Source organism: Pseudomonas sp. GW821-FHT09H03 (assembly GCF_059415945.1).
The window spans coordinates 1-26,030 of the sequence record NZ_JBWKOF010000005.1 but is presented as its reverse complement, the minus strand read 5'-3'; the positions used below and the strand labels follow the sequence as shown (position 1 = coordinate 26,030).

The 26,030-nt window shown below is 59.0% G+C and carries 19 protein-coding genes and 2 pseudogenes; 8 read left to right on the top strand and 13 right to left on the bottom strand.

Annotated elements, in window-relative coordinates; translation table 11 throughout:
* Positions 1 to 80 precede the first annotated feature (80 nt).
* Positions 81 to 308: pseudogene (locus AC07OG_RS08405) on the top strand (GNAT family N-acetyltransferase); the annotation flags it as partial.
* A 206-nt stretch (positions 309 to 514) separates the two neighbouring features.
* On the opposite strand, the gene AC07OG_RS08400 reads toward AC07OG_RS08405, so the two are convergent.
* From AC07OG_RS08400 to AC07OG_RS08370, 7 genes are all read right to left on the bottom strand, one after another.
* Positions 515 to 1,753 carry a serine hydrolase domain-containing protein gene (locus AC07OG_RS08400; protein ID WP_495066734.1) on the bottom strand — a complete coding sequence of 413 codons (1,239 nt, stop codon included), beginning with the start codon at positions 1,751 to 1,753 and terminating at the stop codon, positions 515 to 517.
* Between the two features lie 5 nt (positions 1,754 to 1,758).
* Entirely contained in the window at positions 1,759 to 2,715 is a 957-nt protein-coding gene (locus AC07OG_RS08395; protein WP_495066733.1) for an ABC transporter ATP-binding protein, read from the bottom strand.
* A 24-nt stretch (positions 2,716 to 2,739) separates the two neighbouring features.
* A complete protein-coding gene (locus AC07OG_RS08390) occupies positions 2,740 to 3,771 on the bottom strand; it encodes an ABC transporter ATP-binding protein (protein ID WP_495066732.1) in 1,032 nt (343 codons plus the stop codon).
* Positions 3,771 to 4,568 carry an ABC transporter permease gene (locus AC07OG_RS08385; RefSeq protein WP_495066731.1) on the bottom strand — a complete coding sequence of 266 codons (798 nt, stop codon included), beginning with the start codon at positions 4,566 to 4,568 and terminating at the stop codon, positions 3,771 to 3,773. Before AC07OG_RS08385 ends, AC07OG_RS08390 begins: the two co-directional genes overlap by 1 nt.
* A gap of 83 nt (positions 4,569 to 4,651) precedes the next feature.
* A complete protein-coding gene (locus tag AC07OG_RS08380) occupies positions 4,652 to 5,668 on the bottom strand; it encodes an ABC transporter permease (RefSeq protein ID WP_495066730.1) in 1,017 nt (338 codons plus the stop codon).
* A gap of 184 nt (positions 5,669 to 5,852) precedes the next feature.
* Positions 5,853 to 7,403: an ABC transporter substrate-binding protein gene (locus AC07OG_RS08375; RefSeq protein ID WP_495066729.1), complete on the bottom strand. Its 1,551-nt coding sequence runs from the start codon at positions 7,401 to 7,403 to the stop codon at positions 5,853 to 5,855.
* A gap of 223 nt (positions 7,404 to 7,626) precedes the next feature.
* Positions 7,627 to 8,454, bottom strand: a complete 828-nt coding sequence (locus tag AC07OG_RS08370; RefSeq protein ID WP_495066728.1) for a helix-turn-helix domain-containing protein — start codon at positions 8,452 to 8,454, stop codon at positions 7,627 to 7,629.
* A gap of 671 nt (positions 8,455 to 9,125) precedes the next feature.
* On the opposite strand from AC07OG_RS08370, the gene AC07OG_RS08365 reads away from it, so the two are divergent.
* Both AC07OG_RS08365 and AC07OG_RS08360 read left to right on the top strand, forming a co-directional pair.
* On the top strand, positions 9,126 to 9,581 hold the full coding sequence (locus tag AC07OG_RS08365) for a hypothetical protein (RefSeq protein WP_060543727.1): 456 nt from the start codon (positions 9,126 to 9,128) through the stop codon (positions 9,579 to 9,581).
* Positions 9,582 to 9,789: 208 nt separating this feature from the next.
* Positions 9,790 to 9,966: pseudogene (locus AC07OG_RS08360) on the top strand (addiction module antidote protein); the annotation flags it as partial.
* On the opposite strand, the gene AC07OG_RS08355 reads toward AC07OG_RS08360, so the two are convergent.
* The gene (locus AC07OG_RS08355; protein ID WP_495066727.1) at positions 9,951 to 10,793 is read right to left on the bottom strand and encodes a class I SAM-dependent methyltransferase; all 843 of its coding nucleotides are present in this window, start codon (positions 10,791 to 10,793) and stop codon (positions 9,951 to 9,953) included. The pseudogene AC07OG_RS08360 and the gene AC07OG_RS08355 overlap by 16 nt on opposite strands.
* A 189-nt stretch (positions 10,794 to 10,982) precedes the next feature.
* Here AC07OG_RS08355 and AC07OG_RS08350 point away from each other — a divergent pair, with 189 nt between their 5' ends.
* Positions 10,983 to 11,366, top strand: a complete 384-nt coding sequence (locus AC07OG_RS08350) for a hypothetical protein (protein ID WP_495066726.1) — start codon at positions 10,983 to 10,985, stop codon at positions 11,364 to 11,366.
* Positions 11,367 to 11,369: 3 nt separating this feature from the next.
* Here AC07OG_RS08350 and AC07OG_RS08345 read toward each other — a convergent pair whose 3' ends face one another.
* The 5 genes from AC07OG_RS08345 to AC07OG_RS08325 all read right to left on the bottom strand — a co-directional run bounded on the left by AC07OG_RS08345 (position 11,370) and on the right by AC07OG_RS08325 (position 19,916).
* A complete protein-coding gene (locus AC07OG_RS08345) occupies positions 11,370 to 12,800 on the bottom strand; it encodes a sigma-54-dependent transcriptional regulator (RefSeq protein ID WP_495066725.1) in 1,431 nt (476 codons plus the stop codon).
* Positions 12,769 to 14,262, bottom strand: a complete 1,494-nt coding sequence (locus AC07OG_RS08340) for a sensor histidine kinase (protein WP_495066724.1) — start codon at positions 14,260 to 14,262, stop codon at positions 12,769 to 12,771. Before AC07OG_RS08340 ends, AC07OG_RS08345 begins: the two co-directional genes overlap by 32 nt.
* 111 nt (positions 14,263 to 14,373) lie before the next feature.
* Positions 14,374 to 15,459, bottom strand: coding sequence for an SCO family protein (locus AC07OG_RS08335; protein WP_495066723.1), 1,086 nt, complete (start codon positions 15,457 to 15,459; stop codon positions 14,374 to 14,376).
* A 16-nt stretch (positions 15,460 to 15,475) separates the two neighbouring features.
* Positions 15,476 to 18,283 (bottom strand): multicopper oxidase domain-containing protein, encoded by a 2,808-nt coding sequence (locus tag AC07OG_RS08330; RefSeq protein ID WP_495066909.1) that lies wholly within the window; start codon positions 18,281 to 18,283, stop codon positions 15,476 to 15,478.
* Between the two features lie 187 nt (positions 18,284 to 18,470).
* The gene (locus tag AC07OG_RS08325; protein WP_495066722.1) at positions 18,471 to 19,916 is read right to left on the bottom strand and encodes a sensor histidine kinase; all 1,446 of its coding nucleotides are present in this window, start codon (positions 19,914 to 19,916) and stop codon (positions 18,471 to 18,473) included.
* Positions 19,917 to 20,185: 269 nt separating this feature from the next.
* Between AC07OG_RS08325 and AC07OG_RS08320 the strand changes: the two genes are divergently transcribed.
* From AC07OG_RS08320 to AC07OG_RS08305, 4 genes are read left to right on the top strand one after another with little or no spacing between them, the layout of a single operon-like run.
* Complete coding sequence (locus AC07OG_RS08320) at positions 20,186 to 21,532, top strand: hypothetical protein (protein ID WP_495066721.1); 1,347 nt, start codon at positions 20,186 to 20,188, stop codon at positions 21,530 to 21,532.
* A gap of 35 nt (positions 21,533 to 21,567) precedes the next feature.
* Complete coding sequence (locus tag AC07OG_RS08315) at positions 21,568 to 23,802, top strand: Ig-like domain-containing protein (protein WP_495066720.1); 2,235 nt, start codon at positions 21,568 to 21,570, stop codon at positions 23,800 to 23,802.
* Positions 23,803 to 23,862: 60 nt separating this feature from the next.
* Entirely contained in the window at positions 23,863 to 24,324 is a 462-nt protein-coding gene (locus AC07OG_RS08310) for a curlin (protein WP_495066719.1), read from the top strand.
* Positions 24,325 to 24,351: 27 nt separating this feature from the next.
* The gene (locus tag AC07OG_RS08305) at positions 24,352 to 25,800 is read left to right on the top strand and encodes a curlin (protein WP_495066718.1); all 1,449 of its coding nucleotides are present in this window, start codon (positions 24,352 to 24,354) and stop codon (positions 25,798 to 25,800) included.
* The last annotated feature ends 230 nt before the right edge of the window (positions 25,801 to 26,030 follow it).

The window sequence follows — 26,030 nt, the reverse complement described above, 5'->3', positions numbered from 1 at the left end:
GCAGGTTTTGTCACATCAGATCGGGTCGGCTAAACAGTGCAGCCATCCGGAATGGTTGTCGAACCCGAGTGACGGCAAATGATCACGACGTTGTCCGAAGTGTGTTTGTCGAACCGGCCTATCAAGGGAAGGGCATCGGAAGACAGCTGATGACAAAAATTCAGTCCATCGCCATCGCCGGAGGGCTCAACCAACTGCGTGTCCCATCATCTATCACCGCTGAAGGCTTTTATGCTTCGCTTGGCTTTAAAAAAATCCGAGACGTATTTCACGGGTCCGAGCGCACCATCATCATGTCGAAGATATTGGTTCAATTACTTTACCGCGTGCATTCAAATGGCTGCTTTGGGTCAATTCTGTTGAAAAAGTCGGATTTTCAACAGAATCGGCCAAGAGCGGCCATTCGCCATGGATAGTGTCGTATCAAAATGTTCAGTACAACGAGGCTGCACATGGCACCTCTTCACCAAGGCCAGGAGGTGCCTGACAAGCCACGTTCATTCATACTCCCGCGTCAGCTGCGTTGCAGCTCTTCAACCACCGCGGCACAAGCACGGAAGGTATTCACCGTCCATTCTGGATTGATAAAGTCCGGCCAACTGGATAGTTTTACGATTGCCACTTCAGAAGCCGGATCCCAATAGATACTCTGCCCAAATACTCCGCGCGCCGAATAGATACCCTTTCCACTGTCCAATACCCAGCACTGATTACTATAGGCCGCACCCGGAAAGTGCTTGGTATAGTGGCCATAGAGGACTTCAAAAGCCGGTGTGGAACCACGGCCGCATGCACGCACAAACTCCTCAGGAACAATTTGCTCGCCGTTGAAACTTCCACCCTGCAGATACATCTGGGCAAAGCGCGCCAGATCACGCAGCGTGGCGCTCATCCCGCCATCGGCCAATGCAGTGCCAACACCATCCAGGGTGACGCTCGCGTCTTGTTCCGTGCCCAGCCTGGACCAGATCTCCCGACTCAGTAAAACGGGGAGGCGTTCGTCACAGGCCCGCTCACAGACCCAAGCCAACATATCGGTATCCACTGAGCGATACTCAAAGAACTGGCCATGTTCACGGTCTTTGCCCAGCGACTTCAACAAACCATAGATGCTATCAGGTGACTTGCTCTCCCCTCGTTCCCGCCAGCCTGACGCGATATCCAGCTGGATGTACTCGGCATCGAGGTCGGTGTAGTCCTCCCTGAATCTCACCCCTGTGCGCATATCGAGCAAATCCTGCACGCGTACATCGCCATAACCACTTGTCGAAAGCTCGGGTACATAGTGGCTGACCTGCGCGTGTGGGTCGATCCTGCCCTGACCAATCAGCCTGCCCACCAGGGCGCCAATGATGGTCTTGGACACGGACTGCAATAGGTGCAAGGTGTGCGGCTGCATACCGTTGAAATACTGCTCCGAAACCACCTTGCCTCGATGAAGCACCAAAAAACCATCGGTATAGCTATCGGTCAAGAAGGTCGCCAGATCGGTTTGCTCGCCATCAACCCGCTGGAAATGTATGTCGTCCAGTGAGCGTTCGTTGCGCTCGAGTTCGGTAACCGGTCCGGGACTGCGATGAATAGCGGCCACCGGAAACAGCTGGCTCATGTGCTGGAACGACCAGCGGTTATAGGGCGGACTGTCCCAGTTATGCTGGCCGACTTGCTTTTCCCTGGGAGGCGGGTAGCCCCGCATCAGCTTTAAGTCCTGATAACCAACGCCGGGGGCGGTCATGTCGTTTTTATTGTACATAGGGTTCAGCTCTCATCGTTCAGAGGGTGGTGGCAAGAAAAGCGGTGGCCATGAGCTTGGGTCTCGGCTGGCACCTCTCGGCGACAACGCTCACTGACCCGCGGGCAACGGGGCGCGAAGTGGCACCCGGCAGGCCGGTTCAAAGGGCTGGGGATCTCGCCACTCAGGGTTTGCAACTGGTCACGGCGTTCCGGGTCGATGGAGGGCACTGAATTGAGCAGCGCACGAGGGTAGGGATGACAAGGTCGGCCGAACACCTGCTCCACAGGCCCGGCCTCGACGATGCGCCCCAAGTACATCACCAGCACCTGCTGCGCCAGATACTCGACCGTCGCAAGGTCGTGACTGATAAACAGGTAGCTCAGGCCATTGTCGGTCTGCAGCGCCTTGAGCAGTTGCAGCACCTGGGCCTGGACCGACACGTCCAGCGCCGCGGTAGGCTCATCGAGGATCAGCAGTTTTGACTCCAGCGCCAGGGCCCGGGCGATAGCGATACGCTGCAACTGGCCACCGGAAAATTCATGGGGATAGCGCTCCATGTGCTCCTCGCCCATCCCCACATTTCTCAGCAGCGTGAGAATGCGCGCGTGCAAGGCGCTACCGCGCAAACCAAAGGCAACTTTCAGCGGCTCGGCAACAATCGCCTTAATCGTCATTTTCGGGTTCAGCGAGGCGTAGGGATTCTGGAACACCATACTCAAACTCCTGCCCCGAGCCCTGGCATCGGTGGGCAGCGGCCGGCCTTCGACCAGAATTTGCCCACTATCGGCTGGCAGCAGACCAAGCAAGGTCGCGGCCACCGTACTTTTGCCACAACCGGATTCCCCCACCAACGCGACCGTCTCACCTACCTGCACCTCCAGGCTGATGCGGTCGATGGCGGTCACCAGTCCGCTGCTGGTGGCGAAGGTCTTGTGCAGCTGATTAACGCTCAGCAGTGCGGGCTGTTTGTTGTTATTCATAGCCGTTTACCTTTCAAAGAAGCCTCACACCGTGACTAACGTGTTGTGGCAAGCTGCCCAGTGTCCATTGCTGATGGTCACCCTCGGCGCAGCCTGATGGCAGCGTCCGGTGGCCCGCTCACAGCGCGGATTGAAGGCGCAGCCTGCCGGCGGAGCCGCCATGTTCGGCACCTGCCCCGGGATGAAGTCCAGGGACTGTCGACCCTGTCCCAACTTGGGCACGGTCCCCATCAACTTGAGGGTGTAAGGATGTGCCGGTCGTTTGAACACCTGGCCCACCGGGCCGCTCTCCACGACTTCTCCGGCATACATCACCGCCACCCGGTCACAGAGCGAGGCCACGACACCCAGGTCGTGGGTGATAAACAGAATTGCCAACTCCTGCTCCCGTGCCAGCTTGCGCAGCAGGGCGATGATCTGAGCCTGCACCGTCACATCCAGCGCGGTAGTCGGCTCATCGGCGATCAGCAATTTCGGCCGACAGGCCAGCGCCATGGCGATCACCACCCGCTGCAGCTGACCGCCCGACATCTGGTGCGGATATTTGTTTAGCGCCAAATGGGGATCGGGCATGCTCACCGCTTCCAGCGCGCTCTGAGCCTCGGCACGGATTTGTGCCTTGCCAAGCGACCGATGGCAGCCGATCACATCGCACATCTGCCGCCCGACAGTGAAGAATGGATTGAGCGCCTTCATCGGATTCTGGAAGATCATCGCCGCACCACCACCCCGCAATGCGGCCAGCTGTGACTGCGACGCGCCATTGACCTCCTGTCCCGCCACCTTGATGCGCCCTTCCAGCCGGGCTGATTCCGGCATCAATCCCAGGCAGGACATCGCCGTCATGGACTTGCCCGAACCCGACTCACCCACCAGCCCAAGGATCTCGCCGCGCTTGACGGTCAGGTCGATGCCCCGTACGGCTTTGACGGTTTGGAACAAACCAGGGAAGGACACGGTCAGCCCTTCCACTTCTAGTACAAGGTCTTCAGCAGCATCGGTATGCGTAGCGACGAGAGGCTCAAGTGCAGGGTGTAACAAGGATTGTTCGATCATCAGCGAGTCCCCTTTTTCGGATCGAGCACATCGCGCAGACCATCACCCACCAGGTTGACGGCCAGCACCAGGACGAAAATCGCCAGCCCTGGAAACAGCACCGTCCAAGGACTCTCCAGAAACTGCGAGCGCGACGACGCAGCCATCAGCCCCCACTCGACCATGGGTGGCTTGGCCCCCAACCCGATAAAACTCAGCGAGGCGGCCGCAAGAATGGTGTAACCAAAGTCCATGGAGCCCTGCACGATCACAGGCGTGGTGGCATTGGGCAGGACGTGGCGCAGCAGGATACGGCCATGACTGACACCCATTGAACGGGCGGCTTGGATGTAGGTTTCTGACCGAACCCGTACTACCGCACCGCGCATGATCCTCGCGTACCAGGGAGACCAGGAGACAGCGAGCGCTAACATGGCGTTGGCCAAACCCGATCCCAGCGCAGCAGTGATAGCGATCGGCAACAACAGCGGCGGAAAGGCCAGGAACACATCTGAGAAACGCATAAGCAGCGTATCAACTCGACCACCGAAGTAACCGGAAGCAAGCCCAACCGGAATGCCGATCAGCATCGCAATCAGAGTCACGGTCACTCCGATGATCAGCGAGGTGCGTGCGCCGTAAAGCACCCGTGAAAGAATGTCGCGACCAAACTCGTCGGTGCCCATCCAGTGTGCCCAGTTGGGTGCCAGCAATTTCTGGGAAAAGACAATCTTGTTCGGTTCATAAGGCGCAAGCCAGGGGGCGAAGAGTGCCGCCAGGATGATCAGGAGCAATAACAGCGCGCCGAATACAAACAACTTGTTATCGCTGGCAAACGCCCGGGCCTTGATACGCCATGATGGGGCTCGCGAGTGCATGGACAAGGAAACGTGTTGGATACTCATTGGACTCGCAACCTCGGATCAACAAGGTGATACAAGAGATCAACGATCAGGTTGATCGACAGATACGCCGTGGCCAACACCAGTGTGGCTCCCATCACGGCGGGGAAATCATTCTGGGCAATCGAAAACACCACGAAGCCGCCCAGGCCGGGCCAATCGAAAACGAACTCAACGACTACCGCACCACCGAGTAGGTAACCGAAGGTCAGGCCCACCACGGTCAGGAGCGGAATCATTGTCGCCTTCAGGGCATAGGCGTAATGGATACGCCACTTGGGTACACCGTAAGAAACGGCCGTACGGATGTACTCCTCGGATAGCACCTCCACCATCATGTTGCGGGTGATCCGGGTGACAGTAGCCAAGGTCACGATGACCAGGGTGAGCACGGGTAACGTCAGGTGTTTGATGGCGCTCCACAGTGCTACGAAATTACCGGCCAGCAGAGTGTCGATCAGGTAAAAGCCTGTCACACGTTCAAAGGGGCTATCGAGAAGAATGGAAGCATCTATACGGCCTTGCAGGGGCAGCCAGTTGAGCTTGCCGTAGAACACCAACTGCAAGCCCATGGCCAAGATGAAAACGGGAAACGCCATCCCGGCAATGGACCCCGCTCGTGCCGCATTGTCGATCACTGAGTTCTGCCGCGCCGCGGAGATCACACCGATAGGAACGCCCAGCACCACCACCCAGAACATCGCCAGGAATGTCAGTTCAAAAGTCGCGCCAACCCGCCTGGTCACTTCCTCCAGCACCGGCCGCCCGGTGCGCAAACTGGTGCCAAAATCGCCCTGGAAGAGATCACCGAGGTAATTCAAATACTGGATCGGCATCGGCTTATCCAGCCCCAGCGCCGTGCGCGCGACAGCAATTTGCTCCGCCGTGGGGTGGTTCCCCAGCATCATCTCTACCGGCGAACCGGGAAGAGCCCGGCTCAGCGCGAAGGTGATGGTCAACACTCCCAGAAGAATGAAGAACATCATCATCAATCGCTGCGCTATAAACTTCGCCATTTGGTATACCCCTTGTGGCTAACTGAACTTGACTCTGAATTGTTGCGCCCAATATGGAGCCACCAAGGTTTATCAAACCTTGGTGAAGCAACCAGGAAAGTTGACTGACATGTCCGGTTTATCCAGTGGCGTGGCGAATCAAAGGTGACGCGGCGAATGCAACTTCACCTCGGAAAACTCACAACTAACGGCGCAAGCCATAGTAGAAGATCGCCTCATACGCAGGATTCAGGCTCCTCTGCATACCCTCGATGTCTTTGCGGGAGACGCGAATCTGCTGCAGGTCGGCGTACCAGATCGCAGGAGCGTCCTTGACCAGTTGCTGCTGTGCCTGCACGTACTTTTCAGTGGCCTGAGCCCGATCACTGCCTTCTAGTGCCGCGCCCTCTTCGATCAACTGGTCAAAGCTGGCGTTGCTGTAGTGCGAAAGATTGAACAGCGTCGTTTTCTCAGTATGGAACTCGCTGAACAGCCAATCGCTAGGGGTTGGATAAGCCGGCCACCAAGCCATGGACTGCATGTTGGGGGCGGTCTCCAGTTTCTTCGCCTTATCCCAGATTACGCCCCACTCGCCGGGGCGCAACTCCACCTCAATGCCGACCTGAGACGCCGTCGCCTGGAACAGTTCGGCCGCGTTGGCGTAGTCCGCCTTGCCACTGATGTACTGCATCGAGACCTTCCAGTCCTGCTTGGGAACTCCGGAGGCTTCGAGCAACTGGCGGGCTTTGTCAAGATCATAGGAGGCCATGGGCACGCTGGCATGCCCCCAGATACTGGTAGGTAGAGGCCCCTTCGGAACATTTCCGTAGCCATGCAAAACATCTTTGGTGACACTTTCATAGTCCCAGAGGTACTGCAGCGCCTGACGGAACGCCAGGTTGTCCGTCGGGTATTTTTGAGTATTGATCAGGAACTGGTAGTTCTTCCACGAAGGCGCGGTGGTCACGGTGATGGCGGGGTCTTGCCCCAGCAGCTTGAGCTGATCGAGCGGGATATCCCAGGCGACACCGGCCTCGCCATTTTTTATCATTTGCGTACGAGTAGCGGCTTCGGACACTACCTTGACGATGACCCGATCAAACTGCCCTTCTTTCCAGCCACCCCAGTAGTCATCGAACCGCTCAAGGACCACTTGCTGACCCTGCTCGACCTGCCCGAGCTTGTAGGGACCGGTACCGATGGCGTTGGGAGCCATCATCCAGTCATGCCCTTTATCCACCGCTGCCGGGGCAATGATGTAAGACGCATACTGACCTGCTGCGATCAAATTGGCCGGTGTGGGACTCTTGAACTTGAGCACTACCGTATCGTCAGCGAGGGCCTCGACGGTATCCAGACTTTTCCATACATACGCAGCGCCCTGTTTCAGCCCTTTGACGTAATCAATGGACTTTTTTACCGCTGCGGCATTAAAGGCCGAGCCGTCATGAAATTTAACGCCCTGCCGCAGCTTGAAGGTCCAAGTCTTGCCGTTGTCGCTACTTTCCCAGGACGTGGCGAGCCCGGGGGAAAACTCCTCCGCACTGCCTGGTGCGTTATATACCACTAGAGTCTCGTAGATATTGCCCAGCACCCGCACTTCTTCCGAAAAAGCCGAGGCCGGATCCCAATCCTTGAAAGAGGCTCTATCAGCGACAACCAAGGTATTGTTTGCCGCACACGCCAAACCACTGGTCAACGGCGCAGTAACGGACAACGCCATCACCCCCGCAATCAATGCTCTTTTAACATTCATCGGTGTTCCTCTTATTTTTATGATAGGCGTAGCGGATCACTTGTAAAAACAGGCACTTATTAAAGTGGAATGAATAAAGTGAATGGCCGTTAGCGAAACTGACTTTTGAGTGGTGTAAGCCATTATTGATCTGGTGCACGGCCAACTCAATTTCGCGAGCGAGAAGCAAATAACGCGCAATGACGCCCTAAAGCGTCACCTAGCGTCTATTTTTAAAAAAAGGCTAAAACAGCGGAGGGACAAGGTTGAACTCACCTTCTGATGGGCGTACCAGCAGCCGCGCCCTCACCTCGTCGGGAATCTCAGGGGCATCAATCGGAAAACAGCCGCAACTGGTGAGCGCGTTACGCAGGTCGATTAACTCACCCAGGTGCTCAAACACAATCTGGGCACCAAAAGGACGGCGGAAATTGTCACCCGAAACCCCCAGCACCAAGCCGTTGAGAAAACGGAAACGGCTGCGGTAGGAGGGATAAAGCGCCGACCAGATATAGCCCCGGGACGAGAGGTACTCGCGCTCGACGATGTAAATCAGATCCGATGAGGCAAAGCAGAACCCCCGATACTTATTGATACCGAAACTCTTTTGCTGACCATCACCCAACCTCATCCGCTCGTAGGTTTTACTCAGCATTTTGTTGCCAGAGCGGGTCAAGCGGGTAATCGACTTGATTACCTCCCCCGGCGCGGAAGGCGACATCAAATAGACAAAGTAGTAACCCTGGTACTTCGACAACGCCTGCGCGGAGCTCGGAAAAAAATCGGCTGGCACCGCACAGTCAAGCTCTCGCCCCGTGCGCTGTCTGTTGAGCAGAGCGCGGAAGGCCTCATGTTCGGTGAATATCTCCTCCTCATCTACCCCAAAAAAAGCGCAGATCTTGCGCAGGGTAAAGGATGAAGGAGTCGCCTGCGCCCCCAAATATTTATTGAACTGTTGGCGGTTGATATCAAGGGAGCGGCACACCTTCGCCACCGACTTATAATATCCGCAGAGAAGGCGCAAGTTTTGACTGAAGTCTTGCATCGACTGGGATGAACTGGAGCTCACCATAAAGAATATTCCTAACGCCGCAATTGGTAACACGCTGAACTAATCGTCGCTTGGGGTCACGGTTTCAAAAGCTGAGTGCAAGACAGTGGCGCAGAAACTCGGCATTGCCAACCCGTGATCGACGTGAACATTGAGCCCGACCATAGCGCCTGGATGGAGGTATATTCAACAAATACACAAACTTATCCAGCGATTCCTGGTGCATCGGAGGGATTACCATCGGTTTCATCGACCGGTTGAACCTACAGTCGAATGCTGCCTGTCGCCACCGGCAGCTATGGGTCAGGTGCAGCCCTTAGTGACAGGCAGAAATCGGCAAATTAGCTGCCTCGAATAGTTGTCTTCCATAGCAATCGGTCGATTTTTTGAACAGAAGCCCTAGTAAAATGTTGGCCCGCATCCCTGTGGGCGCTCAACAAGAACTAATGACTAGCAGTTGAAAAATCTCTGTGCCGCAAAAGATCTAACGCCTTCGCAAGTCTTCGACCGGCATTTCACTCCTACCCCCTCGACCAACAAAATCACCGATGCATCCCGGTGGAAGCTGTGTACGCAGTTTCGCTCCTGTACAGCGCGTGCGACTGCAGATCAGGCAGATCAGCTGTCTTGCGTCTAGCTTTACCTTGAACACTAAAGCCTCCATCCACAAGTCCACCAAGCAAAGGTTAGTTATGACTAAAAAAATCGATCTGACGATCACCCATGATTACCTCAATCCGTTTGCCTCGCCGGCCACCCCCAAGCTGAGCCCCGAACTGGTGGACTACCTGTCGGATAGCGCCTGGTACCACTCCGAGCTGTGCCTGCAGATTCGCTGCCCGCAAGATGAGCGAGAACGCCTGCAGCAAGCCATCAGCAATACCTTTGAGGAAAAGAGCGAACAACTCAGAGGGGATATTCGCAGCCAGCGGCTGGTAGCGCTGATACTCCTGGGCTTGGCACTAGCCTTGGCGCTGACAGGCACGGCTCTGGGCATTGAAGGCACGATCCCCGTGGGGGTCGTTACCGTCACCGCGTGGATGCTGCTGTGGCGCAGCGGAGAGATATTTTTTCTGGATATCCGCAGCGCTAACCGGCAGTTGCGTAAGTACCAACGCATCGCCAGCGCATCAAAGCAGTTTGATTGAGGTTGGATCGCTCCCACTACGTGTTGGAGTGCTGCCGTCTTCGCAACGCTGACAAATTCATCAGCCTCTGCCCCGTTTCCATGCTACTCGGTCCGCCGCACGCCACAGGGCCGGGAGAAATGCGCCAACGCGCATGCTTGCCCGCGACGGGGCCCTCGGGGGCAAACCTGCTTGTGTCTCGCTACGCGCATAGGCTCTGGGGGGATTCAAAGTCCAGGGCATGACACCGATAGCCAAAGAATCTGCAATGGGTCGCGAAAGCCTGTACAAGGCTTTCGCACCCGGTGCAAAGCCACGCTTCGACACGGTCCTGAAGGTCATTCATGCCTTGGGTATCGAGCTCTGCGCACAGCCCGGTCACTCGACCAGTCACTCAAATCTCTGATCGGTTTCCCCTACGCTGCCCCGCCCCTTCACCGCCACCCACGTAAAGCACAACGGCAACTGCGCCACCTGCTGCTGATAGCGGTCATAGGCCTCCTCGCGGTTGGAATGCGCATATTCCTTGAAGTGGCTGATCTGCAGCCCCGCCGCAATGGCGCCGCTGAACAGGTCGCCCAGGGTGTGGACGAACCAGTAGGACGGCGCGGACGGTTGTTCGACCTTGCCTTCGTAGACGATCGGTTCGTGCTGCACGAACGGCTCGCTGCGAAAATAGGAACTTGAGAGGCGAAACGGGTCAGCGGCCTCGGGATCGAACATTTCCAGGAACGGGTGAGTTTCGTACACCATCAGCGCGCCGCCCGGTTTCAGGGTTTGCGCGACGTGACGCAAGAATGCGCCAATGTCCGGCATCCAGTTGAGGACGCCGATGGTGATCAGCGCCACATCGAAACGCCCCTGCAGGTCGGCCGGTAAATGGTGGATGTCTGCTTCGATAAATTGCGGCGCATGGGGTGAACGCGACGCCAGTTCCCTTGCCTGTTCGAGGAAAGCCCCTGACTGGTCGACGCCGACCACGCTGCGGGCCCCCAGGGCAAACAGCGACAGGCTTTCGCGACCGTTGTTGCAGCCCAGTTGGACCAGGTCCTTGCCCGCGACCCCCACCTGCATCAGTAAACCGCTGAGGGTTTCATCCAGACAGGAAAAATTCGCCTGGCGCACCGCGTCTGCCAGGGCTGGCCAATCCGGGGAGTCTTTGTGATGGCGGGCGGAGTCGTTCCAGGCCTCGCGGTTGCTCGCGATGGCGGCTTCTTTTGTCGGCATTTCCATTGCACGCTCCAGGGTATGGCTTCGAATGAACGGCCGGAGTCTAGATCAACCCTGTAAACAAGCCCATGGGCTCCCCATGAGCAGTTTGTTGCGAACCTGTAAGTGACCCGCACCGGCGGCGGCCCCACGGGAGGGCTATAGTTAATGACCTTGGGGAAATGCATTGGAACCGCTTTCGCAGGTGCCGCCATGAAAAAAACCGATCTGACGCTGCTGCTCACCCTCTGCCTGATCGCCTCGCCGGGCGCCTACGCGGACGACAGTGCGATGCAAACCGACAGCGACAGCAGTGAATTCAATTATTACGGGACAGACCAACCCTTCGCCCACCCTTCCCCGGCTTCGCTGAGCACCATACCGCCGGGTTCATACATCCCGACCGAGCCGGGCAATTTCATCCCTGTTTCGAGCGAGCATGTGTTCTCCGACTCGCGCTTGCCGACAGTGGCCGATGCCACCGTTCGCGTGTTCATCCGCGCCTATGATCCGGAGCGCGGCATCTACGTGAACCAGGAAGTCGTCGATCCCTCATGCATGATGAGCTGCGGTCGACAGCCGCCCAGGCTGCAGTGACATCTACCACTGGCGCTTGTCCGGGCGCGCAAGGCCGAGTTTTTCGATGCGGTAACGCAGCATGTCGCGACTGAGCCCCAACAGGCGCGCCGACTTGGTGACGTTCCAGTCGGTCTTGTCGAGCATCTTGCGCACCATGTCGCGTTCCACTTCCGGCAGGTTCATCGACTCGCTGCCGTTGTAGGCCGGACGCTGGTCGTGATACTGCGCCACCTCTTGCTGCGCCAGGGGCTCGTCCACCAGGCTCAGGCAGACATTGAGTTGATGGGCGGCAATGGTGTCGCTTTGCGCGAGCAACACGGTCTGTTCGAGCATGTTGCGCAATTCGCGCACGTTGCCCGGCCAGCTGTAGCTGAGCAGCAGGGCTTCGGCGTGCTCGCTGAAATGCAGGTTCGGCTTGCCGTAGCGTTTGCCATGGGTGGCCAGAAAGTGCCTGGCCAGCAGCAGGATGTCGGCACCACGGGTGTACAGGCGCGGCACCTTGATCGAAATGATGCGCAGGCGGAAAAACAGGTCTCGGCGAAACTTGCCCTGCTGAACCATCTGTTCAAGATTGCAGTTGGTGGCGCTGATCACCCGTAGATCGACCTTGCGCTCCTTGACCGAGCCGACCCGGCGGATGGTCCGGTCTTCCAGCAGTTTCAGCAGTTTGGCTTGCAGCAGCAGGTCCATTTCACCGATTTCATCAAGGAACAGCGTGCCACCGTCGGCCGCTTCCACCAGCCCCAAGCGGCGGTCCTTGGCGTCGGTAAAGGCGCCCTTCTCGTGGCCGAACAGTTCCGACTCCACCAGATTGGACGGAATCGAGGCGCAGTTGAATTCAATGAACGGTCCTTTGCTGCGCGGGCCGTCAAAGTGCAAGGCCCGGGCCACCAACTCTTTGCCGGTGCCGGTCTCGCCTTCGACCAATACCGGCGGCAGATCACTGTTGGCCATTCGCCGTTCGGCGTCGAGCAACTGGGCAATGGTGCCCTTGAGGTACTGCATCGGCTCCGACTCGCCAATCAAAGCCTGCACCCCGGACTTCTGGGCTTCACGCTCCTGGTAGAACGACAGGGTGCGCTCCATTCGGTCGGTGGCCAGGGCCTTGTCCAGCAGCAGCTTGAGCTCCGGCAGGGCCACAGGTTTGGTGACGTAATGAAAGGCGCCCTCTTTCATCGCCACCACCGCGTCTTCGACGTTGCCGTAGCCGGTCATCATGATCACTTTCAGATCCGGCGCGCTGACGCGCAGCTTCTGGATCAGGTCGTGACCACTCATGCCGGGCAATGAGTTGTCGGTCAGTACCACATCTGGAACGAAAGACCTCAAATGCTCCAGTGCGTCTTCAGCCGAATGGCAGACAGTCACCTCGAAGGCCTTGCGCTCCAGGTAGGTCTGAATATTCTCGGCAAGGATTTCGTCATCCTCGACCAGCAGTACGCTGTGCTCCATATTCCCCTCCCGTTGCCACTTTGAAATTGAGACACACGCGGGTTCCTTCCTGCTCCTTGCTGGTCAGTTCGACCGAGCCTTCAAACCGCTCCATTATTCTTTTTACCAGTGCCAGGCCTACGCCCAGCCCGCCCTGTTTGGTGGTGAAAAACGGTTTAAAGACCATTTGCTGCTGCTGTCTGGACATACCCTTGCCAGTATCGGTCAGGGCCATGCGCAGCTGCCCTGGCGCAGGCGACTCGATATCGATCGTCAATACGCCGCCCTTGGGCATCGCTTCCAGTGCATTTGCAAACAGGCTATTGAGTATTTGCGTCAACAGCATCTGCTGGCTGACGATCGGTGGCACGCTTTTGGGGGTGAAGCGCACCTCGACCTGCGAGCGCTTGATCAACGACTCGAAGGCACTGAGGGTGTCGTCGATGACCAGCACCAGATCGACGGTTTCACAGTCGTCGTTCACCGGTCGCAGTGATACCAGCAGGTCGCGGACCCAGCGCGACATGCGGTCGACCTGGCTGATGATGTCGCCGATGTTTTTCTGCGCTGTCTGGCTGGCGATTTCCTGAGCCAGCTCGGCACTGGAACGGATGTTCGCCAGAGGATTACGCAAGCTGTGCGCCACTGCCGAGGACATCTCTCCCAGGGCGACAAAGGTTTCATTGGCGATCAACTGTTTTTGCTGGCTCTGCAACAGCATCGCCGCGTGCCGCACAATCCAGAACAGCCCTAGGTAAATCGCCGCCCCGCCGATCAGGGTGGCCAGCCAGATCGCCTTGAAGCCGCGCTGGATGCGTTCCACCAGATCCACGGGCTCCTTGTAGATCTCGACCATGGCAACCACTTTGCTTTTGTCGGCATTGAACATCGGGATGTAGTTCTCGATGAACAGGTATTCCGGCTCACGCAACAAACGCTGCTCGGGACGTCCCTCATCGATTTCGTGGTAACTGGTCGACACCGGCTCTTTCATCTCGAAGGCTTCGGCCAGTTCATCGTCTTCATCCTCGATGCGCGCGCCGATCAGTTCCGGGTTGGTCGACCAGACCACGGTGCGATCCTGGGCGTACACCGTTGCCAGCAGAATGTCCGGCAGGTGCTCCACATGATCGAGAAACTCGATGCGCGACGCGGCCCTGGAGCCCCGACCGACATCGGGATAGGCCTCGTCAAGGCGCGGGTCGAGCATCTCGCCCATGGTCCGGGTCGGGGGAATCCCGGCATGGCGGATTTCCGCTTCGCCGATGGCCTGGATGAATTGCGCAGTCAGCATCGAATCGCGCTCGATGCTTTCGTCCACCACAAAACGCGTGGAGATATAGCCCAGGCCCAGCGCCACGATGGCGATGATGAAAAAGCTGGCCAGGGAAAACCAGCGCAACAGATTGAACTGAGGCCGCCAGCCCTTGCTTTGTGGTGCCGGTGGCACCGGTATGATTTTTTGTTGTTCGAGTATTTGCATGGGCGGGTCCTGCTTCCTTGAAATCAAACCTTTTCAGCCATTTGCATCAGTGTAGGTAACATTGAGCAATTGACTGGCCAACGTATCTATTTCGACACTTCCACTTTTCAATCACTGCACCTGAGTCAGGTTCGACGGCGCAATCGGATTTGCCGGCTCGTCGGTACCGCTGACCAGTGGCGCTACCGATGGCTGCTGGCGCTCGGTTTCTTCCTGCAGGAACTCGATGATCGACTGAGCAGAAACCTGATCAAGGCGCAGGTTGGGCATCGGGATCTTGTTGAAACGCTCGAACAGCTCCATGGCAATCGGGTCTTTCTCGGCCAGCATGCGATCCGGTTCGCGAATCCAGCGGGTGAGCCAGGCCGGATCGCGCAGACGGGTCACGCCGATCAGGTCCGGGCCGATGCTGCGCATGCCTATGCCCTGACCGTCCAGCGGGCCCAGGCTGTGACAGGAGGCGCAACGGGTGCGAAACAGCTCTTCGCCATTGCTCGGCGGACGGATTTCGGGAGCGTCCGCGTAGCTTTCTCCCGTGCTGGCTTGCTTCCAGTTCTGCAAGGTGTTGGCCAGTTGATCGGCGATTATCCAGGGGTTCTCGAAGGGCGAGGCTTTCATCCAGCGCCCGGTGCTCTGGTTACCGACGATCAGGCTCAGGTTGTGGTCCTTGTTGCGGCCGTTGTCGACGCCTTCGATGAACAGCCCGAGCTTTTTGCGCAGATCGGTGATATCGGCAAATTCGCCGGTGAGGAACTGCCAGCCCGGCCCGATCTGAAAGCGTTGTGCATAGGCCTTGAGTACTTCAGGTGTATCGCTCAAAGGATCGATGCTGATGGAGTAGAAAAAGATGTCCTTGCCGACACGATCGCCCAGCAGCTTCTGCACCTGGCGCAGGCGCGCGGTTTCCAGTGGGCAGGAGTCGCTGCACGAAGTGAAGATGAAGTTGATCACCACCACTTTGCCTTTGATCAGATCATCGAAGAAACGCACCTGCTGACCGTCCTGGTTGGTCAGCAGAATATTGGGGAAGTAGTCGCCCCCCCACGGGGTGGCAGACTCGGACTCGGCTTCAACAGCCGGTTCAGGTGTCGACGGCGCGCGGTTGGCGAGCAGTAGCTGGCTGGCCAGCACACCCGCGGCCACCACTAGCACCAGGTGCATGCCCCAGGCTCGCGAGCGCAGTAAATGCGTGTTCATGTCGACACCTCCCGTTTCATTGCTTGACCGACACTTTCGGACCGTAGCCGTCACCGCTACGGAAGGTCGGCAACGCGGCGCTGGTGACGTAGTGCACACCATCCCAGCTTGGCAGTGGAGTCGGCATCAACTGGAACTGGCCGGGATGTTCGATATCCCAGCGCAGCAGCATCGAGTTGTCCTCATGCTGAGTGTTGTGACAGTGCTCCATGTAGGTCCCGGCGAATTCACGGAAATTGATCGCCATTTCCACGCTGTCCAGGCCGTCTTTTTCCGATCCGATGCGGTACACGTCCTTGCGTGCCCATTTTTCCCATTCAGGGGGTGCCTTGCCGCCGCGGCTGAGGATGATGCCCTCCTCGAAATGCACGTGCACCGGGTGGCTCCAGCCGGTACCACCGGCCTTGATGTTCCACACTTCCAGGGTGCCAAAACCTGCCGCCCCGGCGTCGGTGGGACCATTGGCCAGTTGGGTCGACGCATTCAGGCGACGAGGATCCATGTGAAAACCGAAGCCGCCATCGGTCTTGACCGTCCACGGTGCTTCATCAGTGCCGTCGGACCGCCCGAAGGTGAAGGTGCGATGGCGGGCCTTGGCCAGCAACGACTTATCGGCGGTGTTGTCGCGATGGATTTTCAGCGGGATCATCACCAGGCCTTCAGCCTTGCCCGGTTTGGCCGGTTCGTAGGCCACGGGGTCCATGGACAGGTCCTGGCCGGTGTAGGCCTTGACGTTGAGTTGCAACACCTTGCCCACTGCCGGGTCGCCCTTGTCCCACATCGGCCCCTTGCTGGTTTGCTTGATCACCGCTTTGTAGTTTTCCGATAGCACATCGGCCAGCGACACCGGCTCTTTCGGGCCCTTGCCGTCGTCATGCACCAGCAGATTGACGAAGAACACCTTGTCTCCCGGTTTGATGCCGTTTTTCGCGAAGTTGACGATGATGTCGAAACGCTCGGCAATGCCCTGGGTTGGCAGGATTGCGTTGTGATTCTGTTTATCGCCGTCGGCATCGAGGTCCATGCTGCCGTCGAACGGCACGCTGTGCTCCATGATGTTGCCGTCATTGGCAATCATGTGGAACGGCACCCGGGCATAGGACACACCCGAGCCTTTGGGCCCTTGGAACTCGCCACTACTGCCCTTGATTTCACGCACCAGCGCCAGTTTGAAGTACCGCGATACCGAACCGTTAAGCATGCGGAACCGGTAGCTGCGGGCGCGCACATCCAGGGCCGGCTTCCACTGCCAGTTGACCAGCATCTGGTCGCCAATGAAGCCGTCGGTGTTGAACGGGTTGAACCACAGCTGGCCGTTCTGATCCCAGGCCTTGTCGGCAAACACCAGGTTGACGTCATAGTCACGGTTGCCCCACGGCAAGGCGCTGCCGCTGGGGAAACGCAGGTTCACCCCGTCGTTCACCGATTCGTTACCGCGATCCAGGGCGCTGTAGTAGTTCATCATCGCCGCGTTGCCCTTGTAGACGTTCTGCGCGGTGAAATCGAGCATGTGGTCGTGGAACCAGTGGGTGCTCATGGTTTCGCGCCAGTCGCCACGAATTTTGATCGTGCCGTTCTCGCACGTCTTGCGGCTTGGGCTGTAGTCGTTGGTCCAGAGCGTTTCGCCTGGCGAACAAGGAAACGCCGCGCGTGGGTCATGGGCGTCGGTGTTGACGGTGTCGTAACCGGCCAGCTGGATCGGCCAGCGATAATCGTAATACTGCCCGGGGAAGAAGAAGGCGTTGGCATAGCCGTCGCTTTCCGCCGGCGCGTGACCGTTGTGCTCATGGGTGCTGATGGTGTGCAGGCCAAAGCCCATATTCGCCGCAGGATCGATAGGCAAGCCGTTGTAGTGGCGCATCAGCACCGGTTGGCCATAACGCACCATCAGCAGTTTTGGCGGCAAGGTGCCGTCGAAGGTCCACACCGAGTTGTGGTTCTGCACCGGCATGCTCGGGTGGAATCGCGGGTCGACGCCCTTTGAGGTGCCGTCCGTTGCCGGTACGCCGGCGACATTGTGATATAGGCCACCGGGGCCAAACTCACCCACGGCGTAGTGATGCATTTGTACGCTGTCGCGCAAACCACCGTTGAGCCGCGCACCGGTCTGCACGGTCTTGTAGGCGTTCTGCGGGTAGAACTCGTTCCAGCGCTGGTGCGACCAGCCTTTTCCTGGCGGACGGCCCTCGGCGGAAGAGCCGATATGACGGTTGAGGAAGTATTCGATCTGCGCCTGCCAGGGGTTGCGGTCGACCTCATTGGCATATTGGCTGGGGAACGGGGTCAGCCCCGGCTGGCGTAAAAATGCATCAAGGGCCGGGCCGGGTGGCGCACTGCTCGCAGCGCTGGTCGGGTCCTGTGCCGGTAACGGGCCGATGGCTGCCGGTGGAAACGGCAGCGGTGCGGATGGCGTGGTCGGATCGAGTTTTTCCGGCCCGAACTCTTCGAACAGCAGCAGCTGCTGAGTGAAGGGCTGAGCCCCGTACAACGGGCTCGGCTTGCCGTTGGTGGGGTAGTTGTAGCTGGTCTGCTGCGAGGGCGGCAGAGCGTTTTCCACCCGTGTCGAATCCCGCGAGCCTTTGACCCCATCGGGCAAATCGAAGGAATCTTCATTGGCCTCGGGCATGGTCAGGATGGCATTCAGCGCCGCCGGTTCATCGGCAGGTTCATCGTAATACGCCGAAGGGTCGGAAGGCTCCGGCTGTCGCTCATCATCTATTGGGCTGGCGCGTGGCGCCCCTATGCTTAGCGTCATCGAAACAGCGACGCCCAATGGCATCCACAATTTGGACCACCTGGAGGGGTACCGCGCACTTTTTTCCATCATCAGCCGCCTCGAAGTCGTGAAGGGGGGTGATGACGGTTTTGCAAGGACCTCGCCAGACTTGTAACTAATTTATGCGAATGTATTAATCCACCGAAAAACAATGGCTTATCAACATCAATGTGCCATGAGCGGAGAGCAAAACTGGGGATTGACACCCGCTAACGGGGAAAGTTCGCACCCAACTTCAGGGAACCCTCTTGAACGACAAACGCACAGCAGTGCCTTCGCCTTCACGACTGTCCAGGGCCACCGTACCGCCAAAACGCTCCATGATGCGTTTGACCAGCACCAGTCCGACCCCCAACCCGCCTTGCTTGGTGGTGAAGAACGGGCGGAACGCCATGCTTTGTTGTTCGTCGCTCATGCCCCTGCCGGTGTCAGTGACGACCACGCTGACACTTTGGGCATCGCCCGGCTCGATCTGAATGGTCAGCTTGCCGCCTTTGTCCATCGCTTCCATGGCGTTGGACAGCAGGCTGTTGAGAATCTGTGTCAGCAGCACGTGCTGGCTCAGGACCATCGGCGTCTGATCGGGCTCAAACTCCACGATGACTTTAGCCTTGGCGATCTGCTGTTCGTAGGCCAACAGGCTGTCATGCAAGGCCGCCACCAGGTTCACCGGTTCAGGCTCGTCATTGAGCGGACGCAGGGATTGAAGCAACTCACGTACCCACATCGACATGCGGTCGACTTGGCCGATGATGTCGCTGATGTTCTTGTGCGCCGGGCCCTCGTCGAACTCCAGCGCCAACTCGGCGCTGGAGCGAATGGTCGCTAACGGATTGCGCAGGCTGTGGGCCACCGCCGACGACATCTCGCCCAGGGCCACATAGGTTTCATTGGTGATCAATTGCTTCTGCTGCTGCGCCAGCAACGTCGCCGCCCGCCGTACGATCCAGTACAGGCCCAGGTAGATCAGGCCGCCGCCCAGGGCGGTGGCCAGCCAGATCAATACCAGGCCCCGCTCCATCCGATTGATCAGGTCCTGGGGCTCTTTATAGATCTCGACCATGGCCGTGACGGTCTTGCCATCAGCGTCGAACAGCGGGATGTAGTTTTCGATGAAGAGCAATTGCGGGGGTACCACGAACTTCTGCTCCAAGCGCGTCGTGTCGACATCGTGGTAGCTGCTCGACACTGCGGTCTTCGATGCGAAGGCCTGATTGAGGTCTTCATCGTTATTGATCGTTGTGCCCATCAAGGCCCGATTGGTCGACCAGATCACCATGCGGTCGGGGGCATAGATGCTGGCCAGGATCACGTCGGGCAAATGTTCGATATGGTCGAGGAACTCGCCCCGGGCACTGGCGCGGGCCAGCGGGTCGAGCTCGGGAAAGTCACGGTCCTTGCGCGGGTCCAGCAGCTCACCCATGGTCCGTACGTTAGGGATCGACACATGGCGCACCTCGGCCGAAGCAATCGCCTGGACGAACTGCGAGGTCAGCAAGGCATCGCGCTGCACGCTTTCGGTGATCACGAAGCGCGAAGACACCACTCCCAACGCCACCGCCACCGTGCCGATGACCGCCATGCTGATCAGAGAGTACCAGCGCAGCAGATCGAACGGATGCTTGCGCGAGCTCAGGCGAACCTTATTTTCAGTCGGCATTGCTTTGGCAAGCGTAGTCATTGGACGTGTTTCCCCGTAACCCCCCAATAGGTTTATAGCCCAATCATGCGGTTTTGCCCGACTTTGGGTCCTCCTTCGCCCCTCCCAATCCACCCCCAAATCTGGGGACAGTGGCCCTTTCCAGAAATAGCCGGCCTGCACGCGCCAGTTCTCCACGAGCCCATGAACCGGGCTCTGCGCGGCTGTTTTTGCACATTGGTATGGAAGTTGCCGACCACCCTGCCAACTGACCCGCCCAAGGGGCAGGAACTCTGATAGAGGGAATACTCATGCACCCTTTACTGTCCAAAACCACGATCGCTCTGGTCGTGTCCGCTCTGGCCCAAGGCGCCGCCCACGCGGCGCTGTTTGCTGTCGACCCCGGCCCCTACTTGCCTGCTAACGGCAGTTTCGCCTCGTGGTATCAGGACACCCATGGTCGGACCCTCGATCTTTGCCTATCCAAGGCTGTCAGTTCTCGTGTAGCAAGCGTTCCGGGTGCCCCGACCTACATGTGCAATCTGCTGCCGACTCCCGGCGTATTTGACGACGCGCAACCGATTGTCTTCCCGACCAATTTTCCCGACGAAGCGTTCTGGTTTACCGCCGATGGCGCCATCGTCGATGCGGCCAGGGGCATCGACCTGACCTACGTCTCGGCCATCGAGGCCGCATTCGCTGCCGAAGAACCCGTCGAGGGTGACCAGGTCAGTTTTGCCCGCATCCGCATTCGCGTCGACGTGCCCACCGCCGGCACCTACGTGATTACCCACCCCTACGGTGTCGAGGTATTCAACATCGACACCCCCGGGCGGCGCGCAATCAACATGACCCGGGACATCGGCATCGGCAGCCCGAAAACCTATGACGGAGCACTCAAGGGTGATATCGGCCCCTTCCTGCGCAGCGTCAATGGCCCCTACACCGAGACCAACCCGCTCACCGGCGCGGCCGAACAATTCGTCGGGGATCCGAACCTTTCGGAAGCCGTCACCGGCAGCCCGTTCAACACCAACTTCATACGCATTGAAGGGCCCAATGGCATCGACTTGCGCACCGACGTGTTCGCCGTCTCCGGCAAGCTGTCGACCGTGGTCCGGCCGACGCCGATCATCGCCGAGCGCAGCACCTACTCGCGCAAAGCCGGTGAAAGCGCACCAGTGGCCCAGCAGGATGTGTTCGTCATGGCCCCCCCTGCGCCGGCCACCGTGATCCTGGCCAGCAACAGCCCGGTACTGAACCTGACCGAGGCCAACTCCACCGGCCACTGGTATGCCCAGTCGCCGAGCAATCCGACATTGCCAAGCACGTTGCAAGTGACCGCCGACAATCACCTGGCCATCGCCAGCAGCACGCCGACCACCTTGCCTATGCCCCTGACTGACCTGGTGGTGATTTCAAGTGCCGAATACAAACTCAGCACCGGGCAAATCACCGTGATCGCCTCGACCAGCGATGAAACCTCGCCACCGGTGCTCACCGCCACCTCAGGCACTGGTGCCGCCATCGGCGCCTTGAGTGGTGACGGTGCGGTGAAAAGCCTCAGCACCGGCATCACACCGATTCCGCCAGCCAAGGTTCGGGTGACGTCATCCAATGGCGGCAGCGACACCGAAGAAGTGGTCATCGTGCAATGAACGCTCACATGCCCAGATCCTCATCAGGAGGCATCATGAACAATTGGCCACGCCTGGCGCTCAACGCCCTGGGATTGACTCTGTCGCTGTCCGGCAGCGCGTTCGCGCAACTGGCCGCCGTCGACCCGGGCCCCTATACCTTTGCCACGGGGAAATACCCCATGTGGTATCAGGACAACAACCTGCTGAAGATGGAACTGTGCCAGTCCCGGGCAGCCAGTTCGAGGGTACCGGCCAGCGTACCACCGGCCTACATGTGCACCTTGCTGGCGGAACCGGGCATCTACGACGACGCCCAGCCGATGATTTTCCCGGACAACTGGCCGCCGGAAGCGTTCTGGTTCCTCGCCGAGACCAGCATCAACAACAACGCGGCAGGCTATGGCATGGACGTCTACGTGGCCGGCATTGAAGCGGCATTCGCCTCGGAAAACCCTGTCGATGGCGACCAGCAAAGTTTCGCCAGGATCCGCCTGCGGGTGAACGTGCCCACCGCCGGCACCTACACCATCACCCACCCCTATGGTGTGGAAACGGTCAACGTCACGACCCCGGGACGCCGGGCCATCAATATCACCCGAGATATCGGCATCGGCGCGCCGGGCAATTTCAGCGGCGTCTTGACCGGTGCGATCGGGCCATTCCTTAAAAGTGTCAACGGCCCCTACACCGAAGTGAATCCGGACACCGGTGCCATCGAAACCTTCGTCGGCGATCCGAACCTCACTGAAGCGGTCACCGGCAGCCCGAACAACACCAACTTCGTGCGCATCCAGGGGCCGGCCGGGACCATCCAGACCAACCTGTTCACCCTGTCCGGCAAGGTGCACGACAACCGTGCGCAGACGCCGGTGGAAATCAGCCGTGCCTCCTACCGTCGTACCGCGGCGGGCGCCGGCGCCGGTACCCGGGTCGAAGTCTTCGCCAAAGCGGCCAACGGCTCGGCCCTGTGCTTCCGCGAATCCGTCGCCCTCGTCCCCGGACCGCCTCCAGCACCGTGCCAGACCACCATGGTGGGCGACAACACTGGACAGTTCTTCGCCCATCACTTGTTTACCGGCAGCGTGCCTCCGGTCGTTGTGGTGACCGCCACCAACCCGGCCGGTACCACTCGACCTACATCGGTGTCGAGCAAACTCTCGGACGTGGTGAAAATCCAGACCGCTCGCTACAACTGGAGCAATCACAGCCTGCTGATCGAAGCCACCTCCACTGATGAAGTGGTCGTACCAGACATGGTCGCCCAAGGCTACGGGCGCCTGTCGAAGAGCGGCACGCTGCAACGCTTGACCGTCTCCGACCTGCCTCAACCACCGGCTACTGTCACCATCAAGTCTGCCGCCGGCGGCAGTGATACCGAGCCGGTCGTGGTGCTCGGCACGGCGCCGGACTCTGGCGAGAACCAGCGGCCGATTGCTGTTGCCGATGTTGGCAGCACCACCTTTGGCGTGCCGGTCACCCTCAATCTGTTGGCCAACGACAGCGATCCGGACAACGACGCGCCACTGAGCGTTACGGCTCTGACGCAACCGGCCGCAGGCCAGGGCACCGTGGCATTGGCTGTCAACAATGTGATCTATACCCCGCCGGCCGTGGTCAGCGCACCGCTGACCACGACCTTCACCTACAAGGTCCAGGACGCAAAAGGTCTGGTCTCGACCGACGCGGCGACCGTGACCATCACCGTTGCGCCGAACCGGCCACCGGTGGCTGTCGCCGACGCTATCGCGACCCAGGGTGTACCGGTGACGATCAACGTGTTGGGTAACGATTCCGATCCGGAAGGCAACGTACCGCTGGTGGTCGCCAGCGTCACCCAGCCAGCGATAGGGCGCGGCACGGTCAGCACCAACGGCACGACCGTCACCTACACCCCACCGGCAGTGGTCCTGTTGCCGTTCACCACGACCTTCAGCTATATCGCCCGGGACAGCTTCGGCGCCCCGTCGGCACCGGCCACGGTCACGGTACAGGTCTCGCCACCACTGGTACTGGAAGTCTTCAACGTAACGGCGGCCACGGTCACCGCCCGTGCCGGCAACCGCTTTACCTGGAACTTCACCGGTACCTCGTCGACGATCCCCGGCAACACGGTCACCGTCCAGGTCACCACACCGGCCGGGCTGGTCACTCTGGGCACCGCCGGCGTGGCGATTACCGGGCGATGGACCCTGAACGTCACCAACTTGACCGCGCCATCGGTCAACCCGACGGCCACCATCCGTTCAACCCCGGGCTCGGTGCGCAACGTCTCCGTCACCGTGCAGTAAACGCTCGCCCCACTGGCCGGTTCAGCCAGTGGGGCAAGCCTTCGACTCAAGGACTTGACCATGAAAACGTCGACCGCCGCCCTGCTCTGCCTGCTTGTGCTCTACAGCGGCACAGGCGTGCGTGCCGATGACCTGATGGAAAACGACGACCTGGGCCCGGGTGGCGATCTCGGTGAGTTGCCACCACCGGTTGGCCAGCACGCGCTGATCGACCAGAACGGCCAGGCCAACATCGCCTTGTTGCAACAGAACGGCCAGTCATTGCTCGGCACCATCGTGCAGTCGGGCAGCAATCAGGAGGCTTACATCCTGCAACAAGGCAGCGACCTGATGGCAATGATCAATCAGCAAGGTTCGGGCAATAACGCCTCTATCACTCAGACCGGTAGCCACAACCGTGCGCAGATATCCCAGAACGGCAACAACAACGACGCCAGCATCGACCAGGCGGGTTCGGGGCTGCAAGGCGCCGTAACCCAGTCCGGGAACGGCATGAGCGTTTCGGTCAAACAATATCGCTAAAGCACTGCACCACTTGGAGGTCTCACCATGTTCAAACTGACGCCCCTTACCGCCGCCATCCTGGTCATTGTCAGTGCCCAGGCCTTGGCAGACGACAGTGTGTCCAACCAGACCCAACTCGGTGATGCCAACATCGCCAATGTGAAACAGACCCTGGCTCCGCTCAGCACCGCCAACCAGCAGCAAGACGGTGAAGGTAACGATGCGGCCAGCGTACAAGACACCGCCACCGGCACCATCAGCCAGAACCAGGTCGGCAGCTTCAACGCCGGCTACGCCGAGCAGTTGTTCGATAGCGGCAGCCAGATCATCCAGTTGCAGAACGGTACCTTCAACGGCACCCACGCCAGCCAGTCGATCGGCCTTGGCGCCAGCGAATCGCTGCAGCAACAGGACGGCAACGGCAACTTCTCGCTGGTCTACCAGGACAGCCAGGACGGCACATCCGCCAAGTCTTTCCAACAAGGTGACGCCAACGAAATCTACATTGAGCAAACAGTCAACGGCATCGCCAACACTGCGACAGTCACCCAGCTTGGCAATGAAAACTACGGTGCGGCCGAACAGGTGACGCAAAACGGTGGCCAGATCACGATCGACCAGACCGGCGACGGCAACTATGCCTACGGCGACCAGCGCAACGGTATAGGTGGCAACGTAAACATCAACCAGGCGGGCAACCTCAACGGCACCGAAGTCTGGCAAGAAACCCAGCTCGCCAGCCAGACCGCTATCAGGCAGCAGGGTGACAGCAACGAAACCGTGGTTGACCAGAGCTTCGGCGAAAACAACCTTACGACCGTGCTGCAAGTCGGCGACCTCAATGCCATTTATGCCGACCAGTTCGACTCGGTCGGCTCAACCGTGGCCCTGTACCAACAGGGCACCAGCAACGTCCACTTCACCTATCAGAGTGGCGACAGTCACGTGCTCACTGCCAACTCGGTGGGCACCGGCAACACGGTCCTGGCCAGCAACTGGAAGGGTGAACAAAAAGGCGGCCAGTTCGGCAGCAACCAGCGTGCGACCATCAATCAGAACGGCACCAACAACACCGCCAACTTCACCCAGAATGGCACCAGCAACCTCGTGACCACCAACCAGAACGGCACCGGCAACAAAACCACCATCAGCCAGGCAGATTCCTACAACGAGCTGTATTTCGACCAGAACGGCAGCGACAACATCCTCATCTCCGACCAGCGCGGAGACCTCAACCTGGCCATGGGCAGCACCACCGGCGATCGCAACACCAGCAGCTTCGATCAGTCGGGCAGCGGCAACCGTGCGTATACCGAGCAGCAGTACGGCAGCGACAACACAATCAGCGTCAAACAGGCTGACACCATGAACGTCGCCTATGTAACCCAGGGCGGTACCGGCAACACCACCAGCATCGACCAGAGCGGCATGACCCAGACGGCCACCGTGCAGCAGTTTGGTGCGGCTAACCAGGCGACGGTGTTGCAGCAATAAATGTGTGGCGCGAAAAAAACCGCGGCTCTTGATGGAGTGTCGCGGTTTTTTTATGGGGATGGTGTTCAGGGTCGGGGGGGGGGCAGAAAGGGATGGGTTGGATGTCAGACCGCCTTCGCTGGCAGGCCAGCTCCCACAATTGGATCCAGGTGTATCTGAGAGAGATTGGTCGGCTCGTAGGCCGCCATCGCTGGCAGGCCAGCTCCCACAATTAGTCCCCGGTGCATCTG

What these genes read in the sequence shown, in the direction of transcription:
- AC07OG_RS08400 (WP_495066734.1), bottom strand. Translation starts at nt 1,753, where the DNA reads ATGTACAATAAAAACGACATGACCGCCCCCGGCGTTGGTTATCAGGAC.
- AC07OG_RS08320 (WP_495066721.1), top strand. Translation starts at nt 20,186, where the DNA reads ATGCACCCTTTACTGTCCAAAACCACGATCGCTCTGGTCGTGTCCGCT.
- AC07OG_RS08325 (WP_495066722.1), bottom strand. Translation starts at nt 19,916, where the DNA reads ATGACTACGCTTGCCAAAGCAATGCCGACTGAAAATAAGGTTCGCCTG.
- AC07OG_RS08340 (WP_495066724.1), bottom strand. Translation starts at nt 14,262, where the DNA reads ATGCAAATACTCGAACAACAAAAAATCATACCGGTGCCACCGGCACCA.
- AC07OG_RS08330 (WP_495066909.1), bottom strand. Translation starts at nt 18,283, where the DNA reads ATGGAAAAAAGTGCGCGGTACCCCTCCAGGTGGTCCAAATTGTGGATG.
- AC07OG_RS08375 (WP_495066729.1), bottom strand. Translation starts at nt 7,403, where the DNA reads ATGAATGTTAAAAGAGCATTGATTGCGGGGGTGATGGCGTTGTCCGTT.
- AC07OG_RS08315 (WP_495066720.1), top strand. Translation starts at nt 21,568, where the DNA reads ATGAACAATTGGCCACGCCTGGCGCTCAACGCCCTGGGATTGACTCTG.
- AC07OG_RS08305 (WP_495066718.1), top strand. Translation starts at nt 24,352, where the DNA reads ATGTTCAAACTGACGCCCCTTACCGCCGCCATCCTGGTCATTGTCAGT.
- AC07OG_RS08380 (WP_495066730.1), bottom strand. Translation starts at nt 5,668, where the DNA reads ATGGCGAAGTTTATAGCGCAGCGATTGATGATGATGTTCTTCATTCTT.
- AC07OG_RS08395 (WP_495066733.1), bottom strand. Translation starts at nt 2,715, where the DNA reads ATGAATAACAACAAACAGCCCGCACTGCTGAGCGTTAATCAGCTGCAC.
- AC07OG_RS08355 (WP_495066727.1), bottom strand. Translation starts at nt 10,793, where the DNA reads ATGGAAATGCCGACAAAAGAAGCCGCCATCGCGAGCAACCGCGAGGCC.
- AC07OG_RS08370 (WP_495066728.1), bottom strand. Translation starts at nt 8,454, where the DNA reads ATGGTGAGCTCCAGTTCATCCCAGTCGATGCAAGACTTCAGTCAAAAC.
- AC07OG_RS08335 (WP_495066723.1), bottom strand. Translation starts at nt 15,459, where the DNA reads ATGAACACGCATTTACTGCGCTCGCGAGCCTGGGGCATGCACCTGGTG.
- AC07OG_RS08390 (WP_495066732.1), bottom strand. Translation starts at nt 3,771, where the DNA reads ATGATCGAACAATCCTTGTTACACCCTGCACTTGAGCCTCTCGTCGCT.
- AC07OG_RS08310 (WP_495066719.1), top strand. Translation starts at nt 23,863, where the DNA reads ATGAAAACGTCGACCGCCGCCCTGCTCTGCCTGCTTGTGCTCTACAGC.
- AC07OG_RS08365 (WP_060543727.1), top strand. Translation starts at nt 9,126, where the DNA reads ATGACTAAAAAAATCGATCTGACGATCACCCATGATTACCTCAATCCG.
- AC07OG_RS08350 (WP_495066726.1), top strand. Translation starts at nt 10,983, where the DNA reads ATGAAAAAAACCGATCTGACGCTGCTGCTCACCCTCTGCCTGATCGCC.
- AC07OG_RS08345 (WP_495066725.1), bottom strand. Translation starts at nt 12,800, where the DNA reads ATGGAGCACAGCGTACTGCTGGTCGAGGATGACGAAATCCTTGCCGAG.